Below are 21,120 nucleotides of genomic sequence, written 5' to 3'. Positions count from 1 at the left end.
GGGATTGTTGAATATTGATGTAACTTGCCGTTTCAAAGATCGTGATTGGCATTATGGCAGACGTCATGATTGAAATATTTTCAGTAGGTTATAGTTACTAATTTTTGAATATTCAACAGATCTTGGTTCTGTATGGTTATTTCGGTTTAACATTCTAAAAAGGCTTCATACTGCTGGCACGAGATTTTCAGAAAAATGCAAACATTCGATCCAGCGATGAATCAGCCCTTATTTTGTAATTGAGTTTGTGTTATCAGCGCTTTATTTAGGCAACTAAGAAGTGACTTCTGTGTTTATGGAGAAAGATCAACCTGTAACGCTTTGAGAAGCTTTAAGATGAATATTGATCGGATGAATCACTGAGATTAAATGCGAAACGTGCGCATCTCTTCACTGACAAAAAATAAAATTTTGTCGTATAATCAGGGGCAGAATATTAACTGATAATTTATCGTTATAAAATGATCACAATAAGGATTATCAATGCATAGATTTTTTCTCTCACTCCTCTTTCTCGGCATGGTTGGCGTGTTCATATATATGGTCACAATGCCATTTTTGCTTCATTACAATGACCAAACAGAAGAAGTAGGCGAGGTAACTTATTACATGCCGGAAGGCGGATTAGAATCTCAATTCCATCGGGAAGTTGAACTTACGAAAGGTCGTAAAAAGAGCGAAGAATAAGCACGAAATATCATGTTCGAAAGGACATGATATTTTTTTATAGATGATTGATGCGTTTCGTCAAACTTCATGAGAATTTTAAGAAGGCAGGCGATGAGAAAGAATCTATAATTATCAAATTAGTGATAACACACTTAGCAATTATTTAGGAGTAGAGCATGTCGAAACAAGATCATACCGTATTAGTCCTCGTAGATGTTCAAGAAAAATTGATGCCGGCAATCGATAAAGAAGCATTAGTCTCAAAGAATTTAGAGATTTTAGTAAAAGGCGCGTTAGAGCTTGAAATCCCCATTGTGTGGTTAGAGCAATATCCACGAGGATTGGGAAGAACTATTGAGCCATTAAAAACACTGCTCGAAGAGAAAGGCTTATCGCCCATTGAGAAAATGACGTTTAGCGGTGTTCCGGCGCCAGAATTTCAAACGCTCTTAGAGAAATATGATCATGTGCATTTTATTGTTGCCGGCGTTGAAACACATGTTTGTGTGTATCAAACGGTTCGAGATCTCTTAGATTTAGAATATGAGGTGGAAGTTGTTTCAGATGCGGTTTCTTCAAGAGTAGAAGCAAACACTGAACTCGGACTCAATAAAATGATTCAATTAGGCGCAACTTTAACAAGCACAGAGATGTTCCTGTTTGAACTTTTGGAAACCGCTGAAAATCCGAAGTTTAAAGTGATTAGTAAATTGATTCGATAACACAGTATTTTGATATTATTTTTCCGGCAGACAATCATCTATCTGCCGGAATTTCATGTTCCCTTATTTAAACTCTAAAAATCCCAAAAGAAATCACAGATATGATGCAACAAATTATGGATAATCATGAATTGATTATCGTTTTAGCGCTCCTGTTTGCGGCAGTTGTCGCCTTTATGATGAATAAGCCACGTATGGATGTGGTGGCGGTTTGTGCGCTGTTGGCGCTTCCTTTGACTGGAAGTATTTCTCTTGATCAGGCGCTTGCAGGATTTAGTGATAGCAGTGTGATTATTGTTGCCGTATTCTTTGTGATCGGCGATGGATTAGTCCGTACCGGCGTTGCTTTTAGGGTAGGGGATTGGCTTGTCAAACAATCTAAAAATAGTGAAACAAGGCTGATTGTCTTACTGATGTTATCGGTTGCGGTACTTGGATCTGTGATGAGTTCTACCGGCGTTGTGGCGATCTTTATCCCGATTATTTTAAGCGTTGCGGCAAAGATGAAGGCGGATACTCGCCGTTTAATGATGCCGCTTAGTTTTGCTGGATTAATCAGTGGGATGTTAACACTTGTTGCAACGGCGCCAAACCTTGTGGTTTCGAGCCAATTACAGCTTGCGAATTTTGAAGGGTTTCAATTCTTTTCTTTCACACCAATAGGGCTTGTGATTCTTGTTGTGGGAATTTTCTATATGCTGTTTGCCAGACGTTTTCTGGGTAAGAAAACAGCGGATAAGAGTGGGTCTGGAAAAACGCGTTTAAATTTTGATGACTTGGCAGCCGAATATCATTTGAAAGGACGTAATTATCGTGCGCAAGTGGGTAAAGGTTCGCCATTAATCGGAAAACGCTTGGCGGAGATGAATCTTCGGGGCGGGCATAGCGCAAATATCATTGTGGTTGAAAGACGATTAAACCGTCTTCGTAATATTGTGCTTGATGCAGTTCCTGATCGTGTGATTCAAGAGAATGACGTATTGTTATTTGACTTCTTTTATCCTGAAAAGGTAGATCGTTTTTTACAGAAATTTAATCTCATTTCATTGCCGTTAATGAGCAGTTACTTTAATGAACATTCCCGGGAAATAGGAATGGTTGAAGTGACGATTCATCCTGATTCTCAGTTAATTGATAAAACGGTTTTAGAAAATGCCTTTAGATCAAATTATGGTCTAAATGTGATGGGCATTAGACGACAAGGAAAGCTTTTAGAGCATGAAATTTTGAATGAAAAGCTCAAGCGAGGTGATACACTTTTAGTATTTGGAATGTGGCGTGCGATTCGTCAATTACAAACGATGACGAATGATTTCGTTGTTTTGACAATCCCGGCAGAAATTGATGAAGTAGCGCCGGCAATGGAAAAAGCACCATACGCGATTGTGGCGCTTTTAATAACCGTTGCGCTCATGATTTCTGGTGTTTTCCCAAATGTATTAGTTGCGATCTTTGGCGCGTTATTAATGGGCGCATTTGGCTGTATTACCATGGATAGTGCCTATAAATCGATTCATTGGCAGAGTATTATTCTGATTGTCGGGATGTTCCCCTTTGCCGTTGCACTTCAAAATACAGGTGGTGTAGATTTAGCGGTAAAATTCCTGCTCGATATGAGTGGGGGCGCAAGTCCTCGGTTTATTTTGGCAATGATCTTTGGATTTACGGCAATTATTGGACTCTTTATCTCCAATACCGCCACGGCGATTCTATTGGCGCCTATCGCTATTCAAACAGCATCTTCTTTAGGTGTTTCGCCATATCCTTTTGCAATGGCGGTAGCAATCGCAGCATCTGCGGCATTTATGACGCCGGTATCATCGCCAGTGAATACCCTTGTGGTTGCACCCGGTAAATATAGCTTCGGCGATTTTATTAAGATCGGTGTGCCATTTGTGTGTATTGTAATGGCAATTGCGGTCTTCTTGATTCCACTTCTATTTCCCTTTTAATAAAGGGTCTTAGACAGAGGACATTAAACAAAGGACATCGGATCAAATATCTTTGGATAAGATAGCTGATAAGTCAGTAGATGAATGATTCGTGAATGGATGCAATGTGTAATATCTACGTAATATTTATGTCATAGATAGATAGTAAAAAAAGAGCGTTATTTCGGTGGAATAACGCTCTTTTTGTAAGTGATGAAACGCTCATTTCCGGCACCCTATCTTGATAAAAATACAAGCATTCGAACGGACAAGCATTATGATGTTTGTGTCACTAAGCTTTCTTCAGACGATAAAAAGCCCATCGAAGGATGGGCTGACTAAAAGTCCATTGTGAGCTCCTAAACTTGTGTGAGAGGCAAGCTACTAAAAGAGGTCTGTGAAACTTATAAAATTACGAGAATTGGACGAACTGTTTCATCTCTTCGAACCAGTTAAATCCGCCATTTTTGTACCAAACTTGTTCGGTGTTCTCATCGATACGAATGATAGTATCCCACTCTTCATTTCTCATGAGTGAACCGCCGATGCTGATAAGATGACCGTTACGGTCAATAGGTTGTTTTTTAATCATGTTTGTTTCTCCTAGTTTTTTCTTTTTATATCCAGAGTTTTATATTCATAGGAATATGGCTTTGCCTGATTAAGCTCGCCTAAAAGAGTGTTTTATATTGCTTGTCGCTTAACGCACTTCATTTTCTTTTCAATGAGCGAGAGCAACATCAATAGTCGTCAATTTTGTAATACGACCTGATTAACTTAACTCTTTTAAAAAGATTTGTATATATTTTTTCTGAAAAATCAGTATTTATTTAATAACATTTGATATTAATCATAATAAGTTAATGATTGTTGATCTATATATGATCGGCTTGTTACAGAACTGTGATATTCAGCTGTGTTACAGAAACATACATTTATAAAAATATTTTAGAAATGGATAAAATATCGGGGATCATTAATAGATTTTTAGCATATATTTTAGAATTTATATGCGGTATTTAATAATCTTGAAAGTTTTATGTTAATTCTACATCTCGTATTATCGGTTATAAGTTTTGAGATGCTCAACATAGAATTAAAAAGTATTTCTAAATTCAACTCGGCAATAGTATAGAGCTATCTATTCAATGTCAAGTAGTTACGAATTTATGGACGGATATCTTTCTAGAATAAATATCATTTAAGTTTCTTTACCGAAGGTTTATCGGTAGGATTAAGAGAATTTTATAATCCCAATAATGATGAAAATATGAATATTTTGAATCGCACAAAGTCATCTTCAAAATCTCCTTTAGAAGATCCTATGACAGCTATTTCTGCTAATGTTGCAACCAATCCTTATTATACCAATGGCTATATATATGCCATTTTTATGGTGATCTTGCTTGGTATGGGGATTGAATATTGGGCAGCGATATCCGAAGTTTCAGGTATTAATGAGTTACTTTTTATCATGAGCAATGCTCTCATATTTTTACTAACATATATGGACCGGGAATCTATTAAAGAGAAGAATCCGCAAAAACAGTTGTTTTCTTTATTTTGGATTGTATTATTGCCGGGATATTTGATTGTCCGATCACGATTTTTAAAACAGAGGCAATACTATGTTGTGATATGGCTTGTGATCTTAGGGCTTTCAATTTTGTTATCACAATACATCGATTACTTATTTACAGATGAATCATTGGAAATAAATGATTCATTAGAATTTTATTACTAGAGAACTTATATGTCATCCATAACATCTATCAAAGCAACCTGTATCGGGATTTCAGCTATTTTATTGTGGAGCTCTTTGGTGGCTCTCATTAAAAGTGTCAGTGAAAGTTTTGGGGCAATGGGTGGGGCAGCATTAATTTATACGTTAGCGGCATTACTATTGATATGGATTGTAGGAATTCCTAACTTGCGGACATTTCCAAGGCGTTATTTATGGCTTGGATCCACTTTATTTGTGACTTATGAAATCTGTTTATCGTTAGCCATAGGCTATAGCCATAATGGTCAGCAAGCGATTGAGGTGAGTATGGTTAATTATCTTTGGCCCACTTTTACCATTATTGCTGCCATTATTTTTAATAAACAAAAAGCCTCTTGGCTCATTATTCCTGGATTTATACTATCGCTTTTAGGGGTGTTTTGGGTTTTAGGAAATGGGGAAGCATTGAATATTACAGGACTTATCGCAAATATTAAAACAAATCCTTTAAGCTATGGTTTAGCTTTCATGGGATCTATGATTTGGGCGAGTTATTGCGTGATGACAGCAAGAATATCAGAAGGAAAGAATGGCATTGCGTTCTTTTTCTGTTTAGCGGCTATCGCATTTTGGATTCAATATTTTTCATTGGCGAATAACCCACTAGATTTTACCGGTACTTCCATTCTCTATTTGGTATTAGCAGCATTAGCAATAGGATTAGGCTGTGCAGCGTGGAATATTGGGATGTTACACGGTAATGTACTTATTCTTGCAGTTGCCTCCTATTTCATCCCCATTCTCTCAACTGTCATTGCGTCAATTGTATTAAGTACATCGCTGACTTTTGGGTTTTGGCAAGGTGTGATGATGGTGAGTATCGGTTCTGTACTCTGTTATTTTTCTACGAGATCTACTCGAAAATAGGGTTGTTAATGGCTTATTAGCCATTTTTTAGACGAGTTGATAATTCTTTTTCTAAAAATTTCACACAAGCTTTTAATTTTGCTGAATTATTGAGACGAGTGGGATAAATCGCCCAAATATCTGCATCTTGATAATATTCCGGTAAAACTCTAATAAGGTTTTTTTCTTTGATTTCATGGGAAATATCCCATAGAGAACGGAGCATAATCCCTTGACCTTCTAGCGCCCAGTGGCGGACTAATTCTCCATTATTGGAGGATAGGTTTCCGGAAACTTTAATTTGCTGTTCACCGTTTTGAGAATTTAGTTTCCAGGTCGCATAAGAGGAGTCACGTTCTTGAATGACTAGGCAAGAGTGATAGAGAAGATCTTGTAAGTCTTTTGGTGTTCCATATTGTGCTAGATATTCTGGAGAAGCACACAGAATACGGATATTTTGAGCTAATTTTTTAGCAATGAGATTGGGCGCTATTTTATTTCCAATATGAATATCAAGATCAACATGCTGAGCAACAAGATCTTGCATTTTATCGATGGTATCAAAGCGTATAGTGATTTTAGGATATTGCTTTATAAAATCGGATAGAAGCGGTGCTATATGTTGTCTTCCGAATCCTAAACTACTCGTAATCGAAAGATTTCCTTGAGGATCATCGACGTTATCAATTAAGTCTTCAGACATTTTCCGAATATCTAGCAAAATTTCTTGTGCCCATGCAAATACCTTTTCACCTTGGTGAGTGACTTCAATTGTTCTAGAGGTTCTATGAAGTAATTTATAGTTAAGAGTTTCTTCAAGAATTTGAATTCTTTTAGAAATATAAGAACGAGAAAATCCAAGCTCATCAGCGGCTTTAATAAAGCTTTTATTCTTGACGACAATTAAAAAGACGTAGAGATCATGAGTTTGGGGAAGTTCCATTCTATTTCCTTTGTGTAAGTTGGCGAATGAGCAAAGTATCTATCTATTTGAAGACAAATAAATATTGTTCGCATTTTGTAAATGTATGGTTTCTTTATTGTGACTGATATCCGTAATAATTTCTGCCATTATATTTTTAAATAGTTATTAGTAATTTAATAGATAGCATATACAAGGGAATAATAATGACTAAAGTATTTAAAATAGCGGTATTAGCTGGGGATGGTATTGGTAAAGAAGTTATGCCGCAGGGATTAGCCGTTTTAAAAGCGGTATCTGAAAAATTTCAGCTGAATCTTGAATTTGAAATTTTTGATTGGGCAAATTGTGATTATTATTTAAAGCATGGTTCGATGATGCCCGAAGATTGGTTTGAGATATTACAACCTTTTGACGCTATATATTATGGGGCAGTAGGCTGGCCAGATGTCGTGCCGGATCATATTTCACTATGGGGATCTCTTTTACAATTTCGCAGAAGGTTTGATCAATACGTCAATTTGCGTCCCGTTCGATTATTTGCGGGAGTTCAATCCCCACTTGCCAATAAAGAGCCGGGAGATATTGATTTTTACGTTGTTCGTGAAAATACAGAAGGTGAATATTCGGCGATTGGTGGGAAAGTATATGAAGGAACGGAGCATGAATTTGTGCTACAAGAATCCATTTTTAGTAAGCGTGGTATTGATAGAATTTTACATTATGCTTTTGAGTTGGCAGAAAAAAGACCCCGAAAAAAGCTAACGAGTGCAACGAAATCAAATGGTTTAGCAATTAGTATGCCTTATTGGGATGAGAGAGTTGAAGAAGTCGCAAAATCTTATCCTAATATTGTGTGGGATAAACAGCATATTGATATTTTATCTGCAAGATTTGTAATGAGCCCTGAGCGATTTAATGTTGTCGTTGCTTCAAATTTATTTGGAGATATTTTATCGGATTTAGGCCCTGCTTGTACGGGAACTATGGGGTTAGCACCATCTGCAAATATTAATCCGGAAAGAACATTTCCCTCATTATTTGAACCTGTTCATGGTTCAGCACCGGATATTTATGGACAAAATATCGCGAATCCTATTGCTATGATTTGGTCAGGAGCTATGATGCTGGACTTTTTTGGAGATATAGAAGGCTGTGAGCAATATAAGAAAGCTCATGACCTAATTTTAGAAGTCATAGAATCAGTTCTAGCGAATGGGCCGCATACTAAAGACTTAGGAGGTATTGCTTCAACAGAAGAAATTGGGGAGGAGATTGTTAAATTGATTAAGCGTTAATAAATAATAAATCCAAAGGAGAGAAGTTATGAAAATAGAAAATAAAAGAAAAAATTTCAGATATACAATATTTTTATTGGTTTTAGTCGTAGCACTAATTAACTATATTGATCGCGGAGCATTGTCATATGCTGGTGCAGAAATCATGGAGGAGTTTGGATTTAATAATAAAGATTGGGGGAGCTTATTAGGTTATTTTGGTTACGGATATATGTTTGGAGCATTAATTGGGGGTGCGTTAGCAGATAGGTGGGGAGCCAAGAAAGTTTGGATTGTCGCGGGAGTAGCTTGGTCTGTTTTTGAGATTATGACGGCTTACGCTGGTGAGATAGGGATGATGCTTTTTGGAGGGTCTGCCCTAGCTGGATTCGCTGTAATGCGTATATTTTTTGGTTTTTCTGAGGGACCGGCATATTCGGTTATTAATAAAACGATAGGAAGTTGGGCGACTAAAAAAGAGAGAGGATTCGTTGTAGGAATTGGATTATTAAGTACTCCATTAGGAGCTTTATTAACAGCGCCTGTTGCAGTTGGTTTATTAACATTAACCGGTAGCTGGCGAGCGATGTTTATTATTTTAGGGGTTGTAGGGCTTTTAGCTATCATAATTCTTATGCGTTATTTTACTAATACGCCTAGAGAAAATAAGTATGTATCCGCAGAGGAATTATTAGAAATTGAAGCAGGACAAGATCGATCATCAACTGAATCTGGCACTATTACTGCGCAAGAAAGCAATTTAAAGTGGTTTGATTTTTTTAAGAGTAGAACATTAGTTTTTAATACTATTGGTTATTTTGCCTTCATTTATGTGAATTTTCTATTATTAACTTGGACCCCACGATTTTTACAGGATCAGTTTGATTATAATTTGTCATCATTATGGTACATGGGAATGATTCCTTGGGTTGGAGCTTGTTTTACCGTTTTGATAGGGGGGAGATTTTCGGATTGGCTTTTCCAAAAAACAGGGAAATTAAGAATTGCGAGAAGTGTCTTTGCGGCAATCGTTCTGTTATTGACGACCCTTTGTTTTTTATCGGTAAATTTAGTAACGAGTGCAGCTGCTGTTATTGCTTTGATTTCAATAGGGAATGCTTTAAATGCCCTCGCAAATACCGTGTATTGGACTGTTGTTATTGATACGACACCTACGAATAAGATAGGAACTTACAGCGGGATGATGCATTTTTTATCTAACATTGGGGCTGTCTTAGCGCCAACTTTAACTGGATATTTAGTCAGTCAATCGGGCTACAGTGCGATGTTTACAGCCGCTGCGGTCGTGACTGGTATCGGAATGTTTTCAATGTTGTTAGTAAGACCTGGGCAGTTAAAATAAAAAGGGGAATAAAGATGAAAATAATAGCGATAGGATCATTAGGTGGTACTGTCAGTATGACAAAATCTGTTCCGGAAGAAGGAGTGACTCCTTCATTAAGAGCAGAAGATTTACTTGCTACTATTCAAAATAACCAATCATTAAAAAACGTGGAAATTATTTCTAAGAATCTATTTCAGGTTCCAAGCAGCCATATTAGTTTTGAAAATATTTTAGAATGTTATGATTGGGCAAAAGAGCAAGTGGAACAAGGAGTTCAGGGAATTGTTTTAACTCAAGGAACCGATACTCTTGAGGAGACTGCATTTTTATTAGATTTAATCTGGGATTTAGATGTACCGCTGGTTCTTACAGGAGCGATGAGATCGCCTGATCAATTAAGTGCTGATGGATCAGCGAATTTACTAGCGGCATTGCTAGTAGCATCTGCAGATAATAGTAGAAATCGTGGTGTCCTTGTTGTTATGAACAATTGGGTATACGAAGCAAAGTGGGTGGAAAAAAAGCATACTTCAGATGTGGACGCATTTCACTCCCAAGTAGGACCTTTAGGAATAGTATTTGAACAGGGCGTTAGTTATTTTAAACAATCTTCTCAACGCTGTTATTTCCCAAAACCTAATTTGATGAATAAAAAGGTTTTTTTATATCAAGCAACCCTAAATGACACTTCAGATATCTTAGATTTAATTTTTAAAGAGATAGATGGGGTGGTTATTTCAGGAGTTGGCGCTGGGCATGTTTCGAAGGAGGTAGCCGAAAAACTATCAATAATTACAGAGCATATTCCTGTAGTTATCGCCTCATCTACATTGTCTGGTTCTACGGCATATAAGACATATGGTTATATAGGAAGTGAAATGGATCTCCAGAAAAGAGGAGCTGTGATGAGTGGCTGGATATCTCCTAAAAAATCTCGAATTTTGGCAACCATAGCCTTATCTAATAATGCAGATGTAGCGGATTATTTTGAGCAGTACCAGAAAATCATGACTTATTGATTATCTTATCTGTCAAACAAGAGGTATAGACGAGTTTTTCTATACTTCTTGTTTTATGAATGGCTCTCTTCAATCAATCCTAAAATTTCGCCGGCTTTAAGGGCAATCCAGAGCTCGACAATATCTTCCATATTGTCGGTTCTTCTGCCGGTGATTTCTTGGATTTTTTGGATACGATACACAAGGGTTTGCTTGTGAATATAGAGCAGTTTTGCGCTCTTCTCCCATGCGCGATCATTGTCTAAAAAGACTTTCAGAGTGGTGAGATATCGTGTATTTCTCGCTTGGTCTTGCTGATATAGCGCACCTAAATTGAGCTCAAAGAGTTTTTTGGCATCTTCAATACTTTTAGGAACGCCATATTTTGTATAGCTATCTTCGGCGTAATATTGGATTGGGTAATTTTTAGAGCTCTTCTTGTAAGCAAGTTTTGCTTCTTTGATTGCATCATTTAATCTCGAAAGAGTTTCTAAAGGATTGCTAATGCCGATAAGTTGCGTATGTGTACTGAGAAGCTCGATGTTGTCGCGATCTGTTAGCATCATGACAAACTCATTTTGCGATTGAATAATGCCGTAAATCGCATGATTGAAGAAGAAGTTTTCATAATGAATATCGGGATTTTTTTGGAAAATCACAATATGGCTATTGGGCGGATTTATTCTAAAATTAGGTAAGCGTTTTTCAATATACGATTCATTCACGCGATCATGCAAAATGTCATCAAATAGCTCTTTCCCAAGTTTAATAAGCTGAGAGAAATTCTCCTTTCTTCCTTCAATATAGAAGCTAAAAAGTAGAATTAAATTTTGTAGAAGATCATTATTAATAGTGTGATCAATAAAAATAAGGGCATAATCCTGCATTTTCAGCGGGAAAATCGTACAAGAATGATCACCTTGTTCAATACGTTGCGTTTTCGGGATTGAAAAATCGAGTTTTACAAGAGAATCCTTCCAGTGAGTAGGATAAGATGCATCGGGAAAGGGCGGTACATCGGGTCTTGATGTGTCTATTAAATAGAGTTCGATATTTAAAAGCACCCGAACACGATCTACCAAGTCATTAATATTATGCTCTTTAATGAGCGATCTTGTATGTTCGTATAAGACTTTAATGAGCTGCTGATTGATGGATTCTTTTTTATCTTTATTTGCATCACTAATAATTTTTGCAATATGCACAAACGGCGTATTGTAATGGCTCATTAAGACCGGAAAACCAACGGCATCCGCCATTTCGTAGAGCGCTGATAAATCGCTCGGTGCATTCATGTTATCGGAGATGATAAGACCGGCAAGTTCCGCATCAATTAAATATTGGAGATATTGTTTCTGTTTCGCAGGATCTTTGGGAATTCCTAATCCTGTTGTCATGATGAGATATTGCGGCAAAACCCACTTACTTGGATTCTCTAATTCAGACGTATGCGCCCAAAGAATCGGGCGTTCAATACCTAATTTTCCTGCTTTTAATGTGATTTTTAATTCTGAACGTTGCATCAATTCTTTGATGGTGAATTGCATTGTCATAAGAGCTCCTTCATACGATCGTATGAGGATACCATATATTTCATTATCTTTGGCTAATTGTCAGAAAAACATGAAAAACTTATGATGATCCACGTCAAGAACAGGGAAGAGCAATCTGCAAAATGATACTGATTCGGTTCGATATGATGTTGTCTGGTTATCTGATAGGAAAGACTCACTCTGGCAACATCATAGAGCGCCTCGTTGGTTGAGGTTTGTAGATTGCTCCCACCTGTTTTAAATAAGAATAATAACACTAAAGTTTAGGCCTTAGGTTTTGTATAAAACGTTTTTAAACGAGTTTTTGAAACGCATAATACGAAACCGCAAATTTCAATCATTTAATTTGGAGAAATCTTTATGTCAGATTTAAAAGCATTACGCGAACAATACGTAGCACAAGGTGTTGGTAACGGTAACTTAAACATTGCAACTTCTGCAAAAAATGCAACTGTAATGACAGAAAGCGGACAAGAGTTCATCGACTTCGCTGGTGCGATTGGTGTAATGAACGTGGGTCACAGCCATCCTAAAGTAATTGCTGCAATCCAAGCTGAACTTCAAAACTTTACACATCCTGGTTTCAACGTTGTAATGTACGAAGGTTATATCCAAGTTTGTAAAAAACTTTGTGAAATGACAGCAGGTGATCACGCGAAGAAAGCAATTCTTTTAAACTCTGGTGCTGAAGCTGTTGAAAATGCTGTAAAAATCGCGCGTAAATTCACTAAAAGAACGGGCGTTGTATCATTCAACCGTGCATTCCACGGTCGTACAAACCTCACAATGGGTTTAACAAGTAAAGTTAAACCATACAAAGAAGGTTTCGGTCCATTCGCTTCAGATATCTACCAAGCACCATTCCCATTTGTATATGAGCGCCCAAGCCACATGAGCGTTGATGAGTACATTGATGACGTAATTGCACGTTTCAATGAATTCTTCCAAGGTACAGTTTCTGCTGAAACTGTTGCATGTATCATCATGGAGCCAGTACAAGGTGAAGGCGGATTTATCGTTCCTCCACAACGTTTCGTTGAGTATGTTTACAACTTCTGTCAAGAACACGGCATTGTTTTCATCGCTGATGAAATTCAATCAGGTTTCTCACGTACAGGTAAATTATTCGCAATGGAACATTACGGAATCGTTCCTGACTTAATGACAACTTCTAAATCACTTGCTGCAGGGATGCCTTTAAGTGCGGTTGTAGGTCGTGCGGAAATCGTAAACACGCCAGGAGCAGGTGAGCTTGGTGGTACATTCTCTGGTAACCCATTAGCATGTGCAGCAGCGCTTGCAGTGATGGATATCGTTGAAAATGACGGTTTGAATGAACAAGCAGAAGTTTTAGGTGCGAAATTAGAAGCATACTTAACAGACGCTCAAAAAACTCATAAATACATCGGTGATGTACGTCGTTTAGGCGCAATGGTTGCAGCAGAATTAACAGATCCAGAAACTGGTAAACCAGATGCAGCACGTACAAGCAAAATTGTTAAATATGCGAACGACAACGGTTTATTCCTTCTTTATGCAGGTTTACACAGCAACGTCATTCGTTTCTTATCACCATTAACAATTACAGATGCAGAGTTAGAAAAAGGTTTAGCAATTCTTTCAGAAGCATTTGCTAACGCATAATTTTAAATCTGAAAAAGATCGTTTAAAACGATCTGCATAAATTCATCTTCCTCTTGAAAAAGGGGAAGATCTTTTGCTTTCAGAATTAATAATCCGAGTAGTAACGCCCTTTTTCTCGTAGAGATGGAAGAAATGGAATGGAGCCATTTTTACAGAGAAAGAAGGGCGTTTTTTTGTGGAAATTTTGTGATGATATCTGTTTATTTATATTTTATGACAGATGTCTGGTAGCTATTTTAAAGCGGTTTTAAATCAATTCTCTTGTATCACAGGGAATGATATAAGGTCGTTGCGATTACGTAATCTTATTAATATAAGGATATAGTTTTTCGTGCTTTGACACTTTGCAATACTTTCTCTTTTCTTCTGAAATATTCAAAGAATTTTCTGATAAATATGCATCATCTTTCAAGTGTGAAATTGCCTTGTTATTGTCATTGTTAGCCGCTAATAATAAAAATTCTTGCGCTTTTGTCGCATTCTTATCTTGTAAGTATTTCTCATAGATCTTATTGTTTTCATCTTTAAAATATAAGAAGGATCAATATCGCTGGCGCGAGATCTTTAAAAGAATGCAAGCATTCGAACCAGCTACAAATCAGCTTATGTTGTGCAGTCGTACTTTCTTGAGCGATAAGGTAAGATGTTTAATAGAATATGGACTTTAGAATTTGCATCATGACTAGCTTTTATTATACACATACAAAAAAAGCCAAGTTTCATGTAGAAAACTTGACCTTTATGGTTTCTTCTTAGTAGAGATTTAAATCTCTAAGAAATTAATCTGCTTTTGGCATAATGACTCTTGGCTGGAATGATTCTGCTTGTGCAATATTCCAAATACTTGAGTAGTAGTTGCTGTCAATATCTTCGCCTAAAAGTGAACCTTCAGGAAGGTAGAAGTGCATATTAGAGAAGAGACGAATTTCATTTTCAGAAGAGCGCATCACAAGATGTTGAGGTAACAATTTAGATGGATGCGAAACCCCTGCAGAAGATAAAATCTCTGCTAAAGCATGAAGTGTATTGTGATGGAAGCTCTTAACGCGTTCCATTTTGTCTTCAACCACTAACGCTTTTTGACGAATAGGATCTTGTGTTGCAATTCCTGTTGGGCAGGTATTTGTATGACAGCTGCGTGATTGAATACAACCCAATGAGAACATGAATCCACGAGCTGAGTTTACCCAGTCTGCACCGATCGCAAGTGTTTTTGTAATATCAAATGCTGTGATAATTTTACCACTTGCACCAATACGGATTTTGCTACGAAGTCCTGTTCCTACTAAAACGTTATGAACAAAGAGTAAGCCTTCTTGTAAAGGTGTTCCGATATGATCAGAGAACTCAATCGGCGCTGAACCTGTTCCGCCTTCTTTACCATCGACAACGATAAAGTCAGGAAGGATATTCGTTAAAAGCATTGCTTTTGCAATCGCCATGAATTCCCACGGATGGCCGACACAAAGTTTGAATCCAACTGGTTTTCCACCACTTAAATCACGAAGTGTTTTGATGAATTCTAACAATTCAATCGGTGTTGAGAATGCACTATGGTTTGCCGGAGAGATACAATCTCTATCTCTAGGAACACCACGAGTTTCCGCAATTTCTTCACTAATTTTATCTTTAGGAAGAACACCACCATGACCTGGTTTTGCACCTTGGCTGAGTTTGATTTCAATCATCTTTATTTGAGGATCTGCTGCTTGCTCTTCAAATTTTACAGGATCAAAATGCCCATCGTCAGTACGGCAACCGAAGTAACCACTACCAAGCTCCCAAATCAGATCTCCACCTTGACGGCGATGATATGGGCTGATTCCACCTTCTCCGGTATCATGTGCGAAGTTACCAAGCTTTGCACCACCATTTAAAGATTCAACGGCACGAGCACTAAGAGCACCAAAGCTCATTGCTGAGATATTTAAGATCGATGCAGAGTAAGGGTGTAAACAGTCATCCCCACCAATCGTTACACGGAAGGTTGCAGGATCTGCTTCCGGCACTGTAGACATTGAATGCGTTACAAATTGATATCCAGGTTCATATACATTTTGTAATGTACCAAACGCTAATACAGAGTCTTGCGCAATGTTTTTTGCACGTGCATAAACTAATTTTCTTTGTGCATGCGTAAAAGGAACAGGATCGCTATCTGATTCAATAAAGTATTGACGAATTTCCGCACGGAAATGCTTAAGAATGTAACGAAGATTTCCTACGATAGGGTAGTTTCTACGAACAGAATAAGTATTTTGTGAAATATCAATAATCCCAACAAGCGATAAGAAGCCTGTTATTCCTGTTAATACCCACATTGTGGTGGTATGTTCAGCATAAAATATGCCGTAAATAGTGAAGGATAATACGAAAATTAAGGGAAGATAACGCCCAAATCGAGCAGCGAGATGCATGTCGGGGAGCTCCTATAAATTTGTTGTTGATAAGATGAGGGTAAAAGAGCCACTATCATAACGTATTCCACAACTTTATTTTAGAAATATTTATGCATAAGTGAACATATTTTCACTATTCTAACACTCTTTTATTTATAGTTGCATGCAATAGATTTTTACCCCGAAACTCTTATATAATGCTTATTATGAAAAATAATGAAATAAACCCATGGGATGACGAGATTGTTCCCCGTAAAAGATTAGAAGAAAGCCGAGTTGCTGGTAGTAAATTGCGCAATGTTCAGATGGAAATTGGGCAGTTATCTCGCCGAAGAAGCCCATCGAATCCTTATCAGATGCTCACGATTTATCTAAAAAGATCCCTTCAACTCACTTATATTGAGCCATGGTTTCAAGCTTTTTTGCCACCAAGGCTAAAAGGACGACTATTTGTGGCCTCTATCGGCAAGCGTTATTGGATAATTGGCACAACAAGAGCAGAGTTTGGTGCGGCATTTAACTTCTATCATAAAGAGATTCGCCATTCTCTCGAGAGTCATCTCAATAAAATTTCTAAAAAGCGTTGGCGTATTCCCCCCTTTAGAGTATCTGTCATGCCGGAAAATCCTAATGATCGTTCTTTTGATAAAGAACTTGCCGCATTGATGGAAATTAAATCGGTGCCGATGAAGTCTAAAGAAGAAAAGCGCGCATTAAGGGCGAAAAAGCGTGAAGAGATTGCCGAAAATGAAGCGGAAATCGCAATGGAACGTACGAAAGCAAGCAAGATTATTACAGAACTTGCTTCCCAATTAGATCAATATGAGAGCCGCAGTGGAAGACGATAGAGAATTCAAAGAAACATTCACATTAGAGGAGTCGTTTCAAGATGATCATCAGGATCATCAGCAAATATCAGAATCTGATTCGCTATTAGAAGTGGATGAAGCAAATTTTGATACTATTCTGAGCGATGCGGAAGCGGAAGCCGCAGAGCGAAAGCTTTGGCGTTATTGGCGAGAAAGAGCGATGAATTTCTTGGTGCGCCGTGAGCATAGTGAAGTGGAGCTTCGGCAAAAATTGACGCAAAGAGAATGTCCGGCATGGTTAGTGGATGACATTATTGAATGGCTCTATGAACAGAACTATTTGAGCCTTGAGCGATTTGCTTATAGTTATAGTAAAAATCGTGCGAGTTTAGGATATGGCCCGATTCGTATTCGCCATGAGCTCGCTTCCATGCATCAACTGTCGAACAGAGAGATTCAGGAAGCTTTTTCGGAAGTGAATTGGCAAGAAGCCAAAAACACTGCCGAGCGAAAGATTAAACAGACAGATCCTTATAAATACAAAGCGGCGCTTTATCGGCGTGGATTTTTAGAAGATGAAGAATAAGTCGAGCGTTTTATTGCCTTCGTTATTGTCAATTATCATTCAAGAATGGAGCGCTTTTGATCTATCTCCATCGTTTTAAAAAAATCTAGGTATAATAAATAGCACAATATTTTGAGTTGGGAATTAGAGGAAAACACATGGTATTAGATGAACAGTTGCAGAAGTATGGCTTAAGCTTTCAAGATCTTCAAAATCGTGAAGGATTAATCGCAGTTGATACCCTTTATCAACAAATACTGCCAGAAGAAGTATTACAAACTTTCTTACAGTGGAGACGTGGAGAAGCGAGCTTTACTGCAATTGAAGAGTCTGAGTTTCAAATTGAGTTAGGGAAATATCTCAATACATTTATTGCGCAGCTGTTCGGAATTGAAGAAGAAGCGGAAGCGCTTATTTTCCGTGCCGGCGGTTATGATCGTTTAATGCTCTTTAAATCACAGTTTATTCAACGTGGTGCAAAGCGTTATCGTCAGCCGATTGAAGGAACGTTTGAAGAGCATCATGAGGCTCTACTTAAAACCATTGGCGCAAAAGATGAAGATCCCGAGTTAGAAGCGGAAATTGCCAATTATGCGCTCACATTAGATCCTGAAACAGATGCCAATAAAATTGAACAAATCTATCAATGGGCAGTGTTAGCGGAGAAAGATCCTGTTGGCATTGAACGTGTGAAAGATTGGATTGTTTTCAAATTCCCGGCAAGATTAGATTTTGATCATTTAGTGGATACCAAAGAAGCGACTTTCCAAGGCATTCCGGTAAAAGTCGGCGCAAAACCCCTTCGTCAGCGTGATGGTTTTGATTTGACGGATCATCGTATGGATCGTTACGAGATTGCGAGCGAGATCGAATATTGTAAATATTGTCATGATCATGATGGCGATTTCTGTAGCATTGGTTTCCCTGTTAAAAAAGGCGATCCAGCGCAAGGATTCCGTAAAAATCCGTTTGAAGAAACATTAACAGGTTGCCCATTAGATGAGATGATCTCAGAAATGCAACGCCTTGAGAAAGATGGTTTATCCATCGGTTCTTTGGCGATTACCATGGTTGAAAACCCAATGGTACCGGCAACAGGACATCGTATTTGTAACGATTGTATGAAATCGTGTATCTATCAGCGTGCGGAACCTGTGAATATTCCTCAAATTGAAACAGGTGTTCTCTCAACCGTTTTACACTTACCATTTGGCGTTGAAATTTATAACCTTCTTGCAAGATGGAATCCACTTAAGCCAGCAGATTATCTGCCGGCAGAAATGAATGGTCGTAAAGTGCTCGTTGCCGGAATGGGACCTGCAGGATTTACGATGACGCATTATCTTGCACAGCAAGGCTGCCATGTTGTGGGAATTGATGGACTTAAAATTGAACCATTGCCGGCAAAATTGTTGAATGAACCGATTGAGTCTTGGTCTGCATTAGAAGAGAAACTTGGCGATCGTGTACTTGCCGGATTTGGTGGTGTTGCGGAATATGGTATTACCGTTCGTTGGGATAAAAACTTCCTGAAACTCATCTATTTAACCCTTTCTCGCCGTCAAAATGTGGATATTTACGGCGGTGTGCGTTTGGGCGGAACTTTAACGCTCAAAAATGCCTTTGATTTAGGATTTGATCACGTATCGTTAGCGGTGGGAGCTGGGCTTCCACGAGTTCTCAAGATTGATAACTCGCTCGCAAAAGGGATGAAACAAGCTTCAGACTTCTTAATGGCGATGCAATTAACGGGCGCTGCGAAAGATAGCTCGATTGCAAACCTTCAAGTAAGATTGCCGGCAGTTGTGATCGGTGGCGGTTTAACGGCGATTGATACGGCAACAGAAGTGCAAGCGTATTACATTAAACAAGTTGAAAAAACGTTGAATCATGTAGAAGTTCTCGGCGAAGAGAAGATTCGTGAGAATTTATCGCCGGAAGATAACGAAACATTAACAGAATTTTTAGCTCATGGTTTAGAAGTACGTGAAGAGCGTGAAAGAGCAAAACTTGCCGGCGTTGCACCAAACTTCATTCCCCTTATTGATAAATGGGGCGGCGTAATGATTGCCTATCGCCGTACAATGCAGGAATCTCCGGCATATACGTTAAACCATGAAGAAGTGACGAAAGCGTTTGAAGAAGGGATTCACTTTGGGGAAGAGCTCAATCCATTAGGTGTTGAATTAGACCAATATGGCCATGTAAAAGGCATTCGCTTCAAAAAATCAGGTGAAGAAGATGTCACAGTTCCGGCAAGAGCGGTATTAGTTGCAGCAGGAACATCACCAAATACGATTTACGGCACGGAGTATCCGGGTTCTATTGAAATTGAAGATAAACATCATTTCCAAGGATATGATCTTGACGGTAATTTAGTGCCGTACAATTGGGGAACGAATAATAAGGAAGCATTTGCGCCATTCACATCTTATCGTGAAGGCGAAAAACGCGTTTCTTACATCGGTGATACGCATCCTGTGTTTAACGGCAACGTCGTAAAAGCGATTGCCAGTGCGAAGAAAACTTCTCCATTTATTATGGAAGCGTTAGAAAAATTGCCGGTAAATGAATTATCGAATGATGCATTGGCACTCACGATGAGAGAAGGTTTAACGGCAACAATTCAATCTATTGATTCCTCCAATCCAACGGTTTGTGAAGTTTGGGTAAAAGCACCGATGGCAGCACAAAACTTTAAACCAGGGCAATTCTTTAGAATGCAGACGTTTGAAACGGGCAGTGAAATCGTCGATGGCACGCGTTTACAAATCCCACTTTTAACAGTTTCCGGCACAGGTTCGACAGAAGATGCCGTGCGTTTATTGGTATTCCAATGGGGAACAGGTCAGCGCTTGATTCCATCCCTTAAACCCGGCGATCAAGTAGTGCTTGCAGGTCCAACAGGAGCGCCGACAGATCTTCCAACCGGAAAAACGATTTTAGTCGTTGCCGGACGTTGGGGCGCTGCGGTGATGCTCGATATCGGTTTTGCCCTTAGAAGTGCCGGCAATAAAGTGATTTACCTTGCGGCAATGGGTTCTAAAAACGATGTGGATCATATGGATGAACTCGAAGCGGGTGCAGATCAAATTATCTGGGCGGTAGGAAAAGGCGATCCGATTGAAGCTCGCCGTCCGCAAGATCATTCTGTGGTGGAATGGGATGTGATTAAACTCATTAAAGAGCTTGATGAGCAAGGCATTGTCGATATGAGCGAAGTAGATCGTTTAATGGCGATGGGTTCTACCGGCATGCTCAAAGGCTTCCAAAAAGAGCTTTCAGAAGGCGGCACATTGCATGATCGCTTCAAAGAAGATGTTCATGTTACAGGAACAATCGGAAGCCCGATGCAATGTATGATGAAAGGGGTTTGTGGGCAATGTTTACAGTGGCAGATTGACCCTGTAACAGGCGAGCGCACACAAGCAGTATTTACCTGTTCTCAGCAAGATCAAGTGCTTAAAAATGTAGATTTAGATAACCTTACGGCAAGAACAAGTCAAAACAGATTGCCGGATATTATCTCTTCTCATTGGTTAACGCATGTTTTAGCGGAAAAGAAAAAGCTCGATGAATCTTCGGATTCTGAAGCATAAATCTAAAACTGTAAAACTGAATTTTAGATAAAGCTAAAAAGCATTAAAGAAAAGCTAT

At 38.5% G+C, this 21,120-nt stretch carries 16 protein-coding genes; 12 read left to right on the top strand and 4 right to left on the bottom strand.

Features of this window, described 5'->3' with window-relative positions; all coding sequences use genetic code 11:
• Positions 1-483 precede the first annotated feature (483 nt).
• The 3 genes from ACYSN2_RS07850 to ACYSN2_RS07840 all read left to right on the top strand — a co-directional run bounded on the left by ACYSN2_RS07850 (position 484) and on the right by ACYSN2_RS07840 (position 3,343).
• The gene (locus ACYSN2_RS07850) at positions 484-687 is read left to right on the top strand and encodes a hypothetical protein (protein WP_461749702.1); all 204 of its coding nucleotides are present in this window, start codon (positions 484-486) and stop codon (positions 685-687) included.
• Between the two features lie 158 nt (positions 688-845).
• Positions 846-1,391, top strand: a complete 546-nt coding sequence (locus ACYSN2_RS07845) for an isochorismatase family protein (protein ID WP_461749701.1) — start codon at positions 846-848, stop codon at positions 1,389-1,391.
• A 101-nt stretch (positions 1,392-1,492) separates the two neighbouring features.
• Positions 1,493-3,343 (top strand): SLC13 family permease, encoded by a 1,851-nt coding sequence (locus ACYSN2_RS07840; protein WP_461749700.1) that lies wholly within the window; start codon positions 1,493-1,495, stop codon positions 3,341-3,343.
• Between the two features lie 391 nt (positions 3,344-3,734).
• Here the strand turns inward: ACYSN2_RS07840 and ACYSN2_RS07835 are convergent, their stop codons facing one another.
• Entirely contained in the window at positions 3,735-3,914 is a 180-nt protein-coding gene (locus ACYSN2_RS07835; protein ID WP_461749699.1) for a hypothetical protein, read from the bottom strand.
• Positions 3,915-4,592: 678 nt separating this feature from the next.
• Between ACYSN2_RS07835 and ACYSN2_RS07830 the strand changes: the two genes are divergently transcribed.
• Both ACYSN2_RS07830 and yddG read left to right on the top strand, forming a co-directional pair.
• Positions 4,593-5,066: a hypothetical protein gene (locus ACYSN2_RS07830; protein WP_461749698.1), complete on the top strand. Its 474-nt coding sequence runs from the start codon at positions 4,593-4,595 to the stop codon at positions 5,064-5,066.
• Positions 5,067-5,084: 18 nt separating this feature from the next.
• Positions 5,085-5,972, top strand: coding sequence for an aromatic amino acid DMT transporter YddG (yddG, locus tag ACYSN2_RS07825; RefSeq protein WP_461749723.1), 888 nt, complete (start codon positions 5,085-5,087; stop codon positions 5,970-5,972).
• A gap of 16 nt (positions 5,973-5,988) precedes the next feature.
• Here yddG and ACYSN2_RS07820 read toward each other — a convergent pair whose 3' ends face one another.
• Entirely contained in the window at positions 5,989-6,894 is a 906-nt protein-coding gene (locus tag ACYSN2_RS07820) for a LysR substrate-binding domain-containing protein (RefSeq protein WP_461749697.1), read from the bottom strand.
• Between the two features lie 185 nt (positions 6,895-7,079).
• Between ACYSN2_RS07820 and ACYSN2_RS07815 the strand changes: the two genes are divergently transcribed.
• Genes ACYSN2_RS07815 through ACYSN2_RS07805 form a run of 3 tightly spaced genes read left to right on the top strand, consistent with a single transcriptional unit; the run spans position 7,080 to position 10,514 of the window.
• Entirely contained in the window at positions 7,080-8,171 is a 1,092-nt protein-coding gene (locus ACYSN2_RS07815) for a tartrate dehydrogenase (RefSeq protein WP_461749696.1), read from the top strand.
• A gap of 28 nt (positions 8,172-8,199) precedes the next feature.
• Positions 8,200-9,513 (top strand): MFS transporter, encoded by a 1,314-nt coding sequence (locus ACYSN2_RS07810; protein WP_461749695.1) that lies wholly within the window; start codon positions 8,200-8,202, stop codon positions 9,511-9,513.
• Between the two features lie 14 nt (positions 9,514-9,527).
• A complete protein-coding gene (locus tag ACYSN2_RS07805; protein WP_461749694.1) occupies positions 9,528-10,514 on the top strand; it encodes an asparaginase in 987 nt (328 codons plus the stop codon).
• Positions 10,515-10,567: 53 nt separating this feature from the next.
• On the opposite strand, the gene ACYSN2_RS07800 is transcribed toward ACYSN2_RS07805, so the two are convergent.
• On the bottom strand, positions 10,568-12,046 hold the full coding sequence (locus ACYSN2_RS07800; protein ID WP_461749693.1) for a PucR family transcriptional regulator ligand-binding domain-containing protein: 1,479 nt from the start codon (positions 12,044-12,046) through the stop codon (positions 10,568-10,570).
• 360 nt (positions 12,047-12,406) lie between these two features.
• Between ACYSN2_RS07800 and gabT the strand changes: the two genes are divergently transcribed.
• Complete coding sequence (gabT, locus tag ACYSN2_RS07795; RefSeq protein ID WP_461749692.1) at positions 12,407-13,690, top strand: 4-aminobutyrate--2-oxoglutarate transaminase; 1,284 nt, start codon at positions 12,407-12,409, stop codon at positions 13,688-13,690.
• 779 nt (positions 13,691-14,469) lie between these two features.
• Here the strand turns inward: gabT and ACYSN2_RS07790 are convergent.
• A complete protein-coding gene (locus tag ACYSN2_RS07790) occupies positions 14,470-16,107 on the bottom strand; it encodes an FMN-binding glutamate synthase family protein (protein WP_461749691.1) in 1,638 nt (545 codons plus the stop codon).
• A 188-nt stretch (positions 16,108-16,295) separates the two neighbouring features.
• Between ACYSN2_RS07790 and ACYSN2_RS07785 the strand changes: the two genes are divergently transcribed.
• The 3 genes from ACYSN2_RS07785 (at position 16,296) to ACYSN2_RS07775 (ending at position 21,062) form a co-directional block, all read left to right on the top strand.
• Complete coding sequence (locus tag ACYSN2_RS07785; protein WP_461749690.1) at positions 16,296-16,937, top strand: hypothetical protein; 642 nt, start codon at positions 16,296-16,298, stop codon at positions 16,935-16,937.
• Entirely contained in the window at positions 16,924-17,484 is a 561-nt protein-coding gene (locus ACYSN2_RS07780) for a regulatory protein RecX (protein WP_461749689.1), read from the top strand. Before ACYSN2_RS07785 ends, ACYSN2_RS07780 begins: the two co-directional genes overlap by 14 nt.
• A 137-nt stretch (positions 17,485-17,621) precedes the next feature.
• Complete coding sequence (locus ACYSN2_RS07775) at positions 17,622-21,062, top strand: FAD-dependent oxidoreductase (RefSeq protein WP_461749688.1); 3,441 nt, start codon at positions 17,622-17,624, stop codon at positions 21,060-21,062.
• Positions 21,063-21,120: the final 58 nt, after the last annotated feature.

This window comes from Ignatzschineria sp. LJL83, assembly GCF_054871845.1.
The sequence above is the reverse complement of the archived record's forward strand: the minus strand, read 5'-3'. Positions and strand labels throughout refer to the sequence as shown.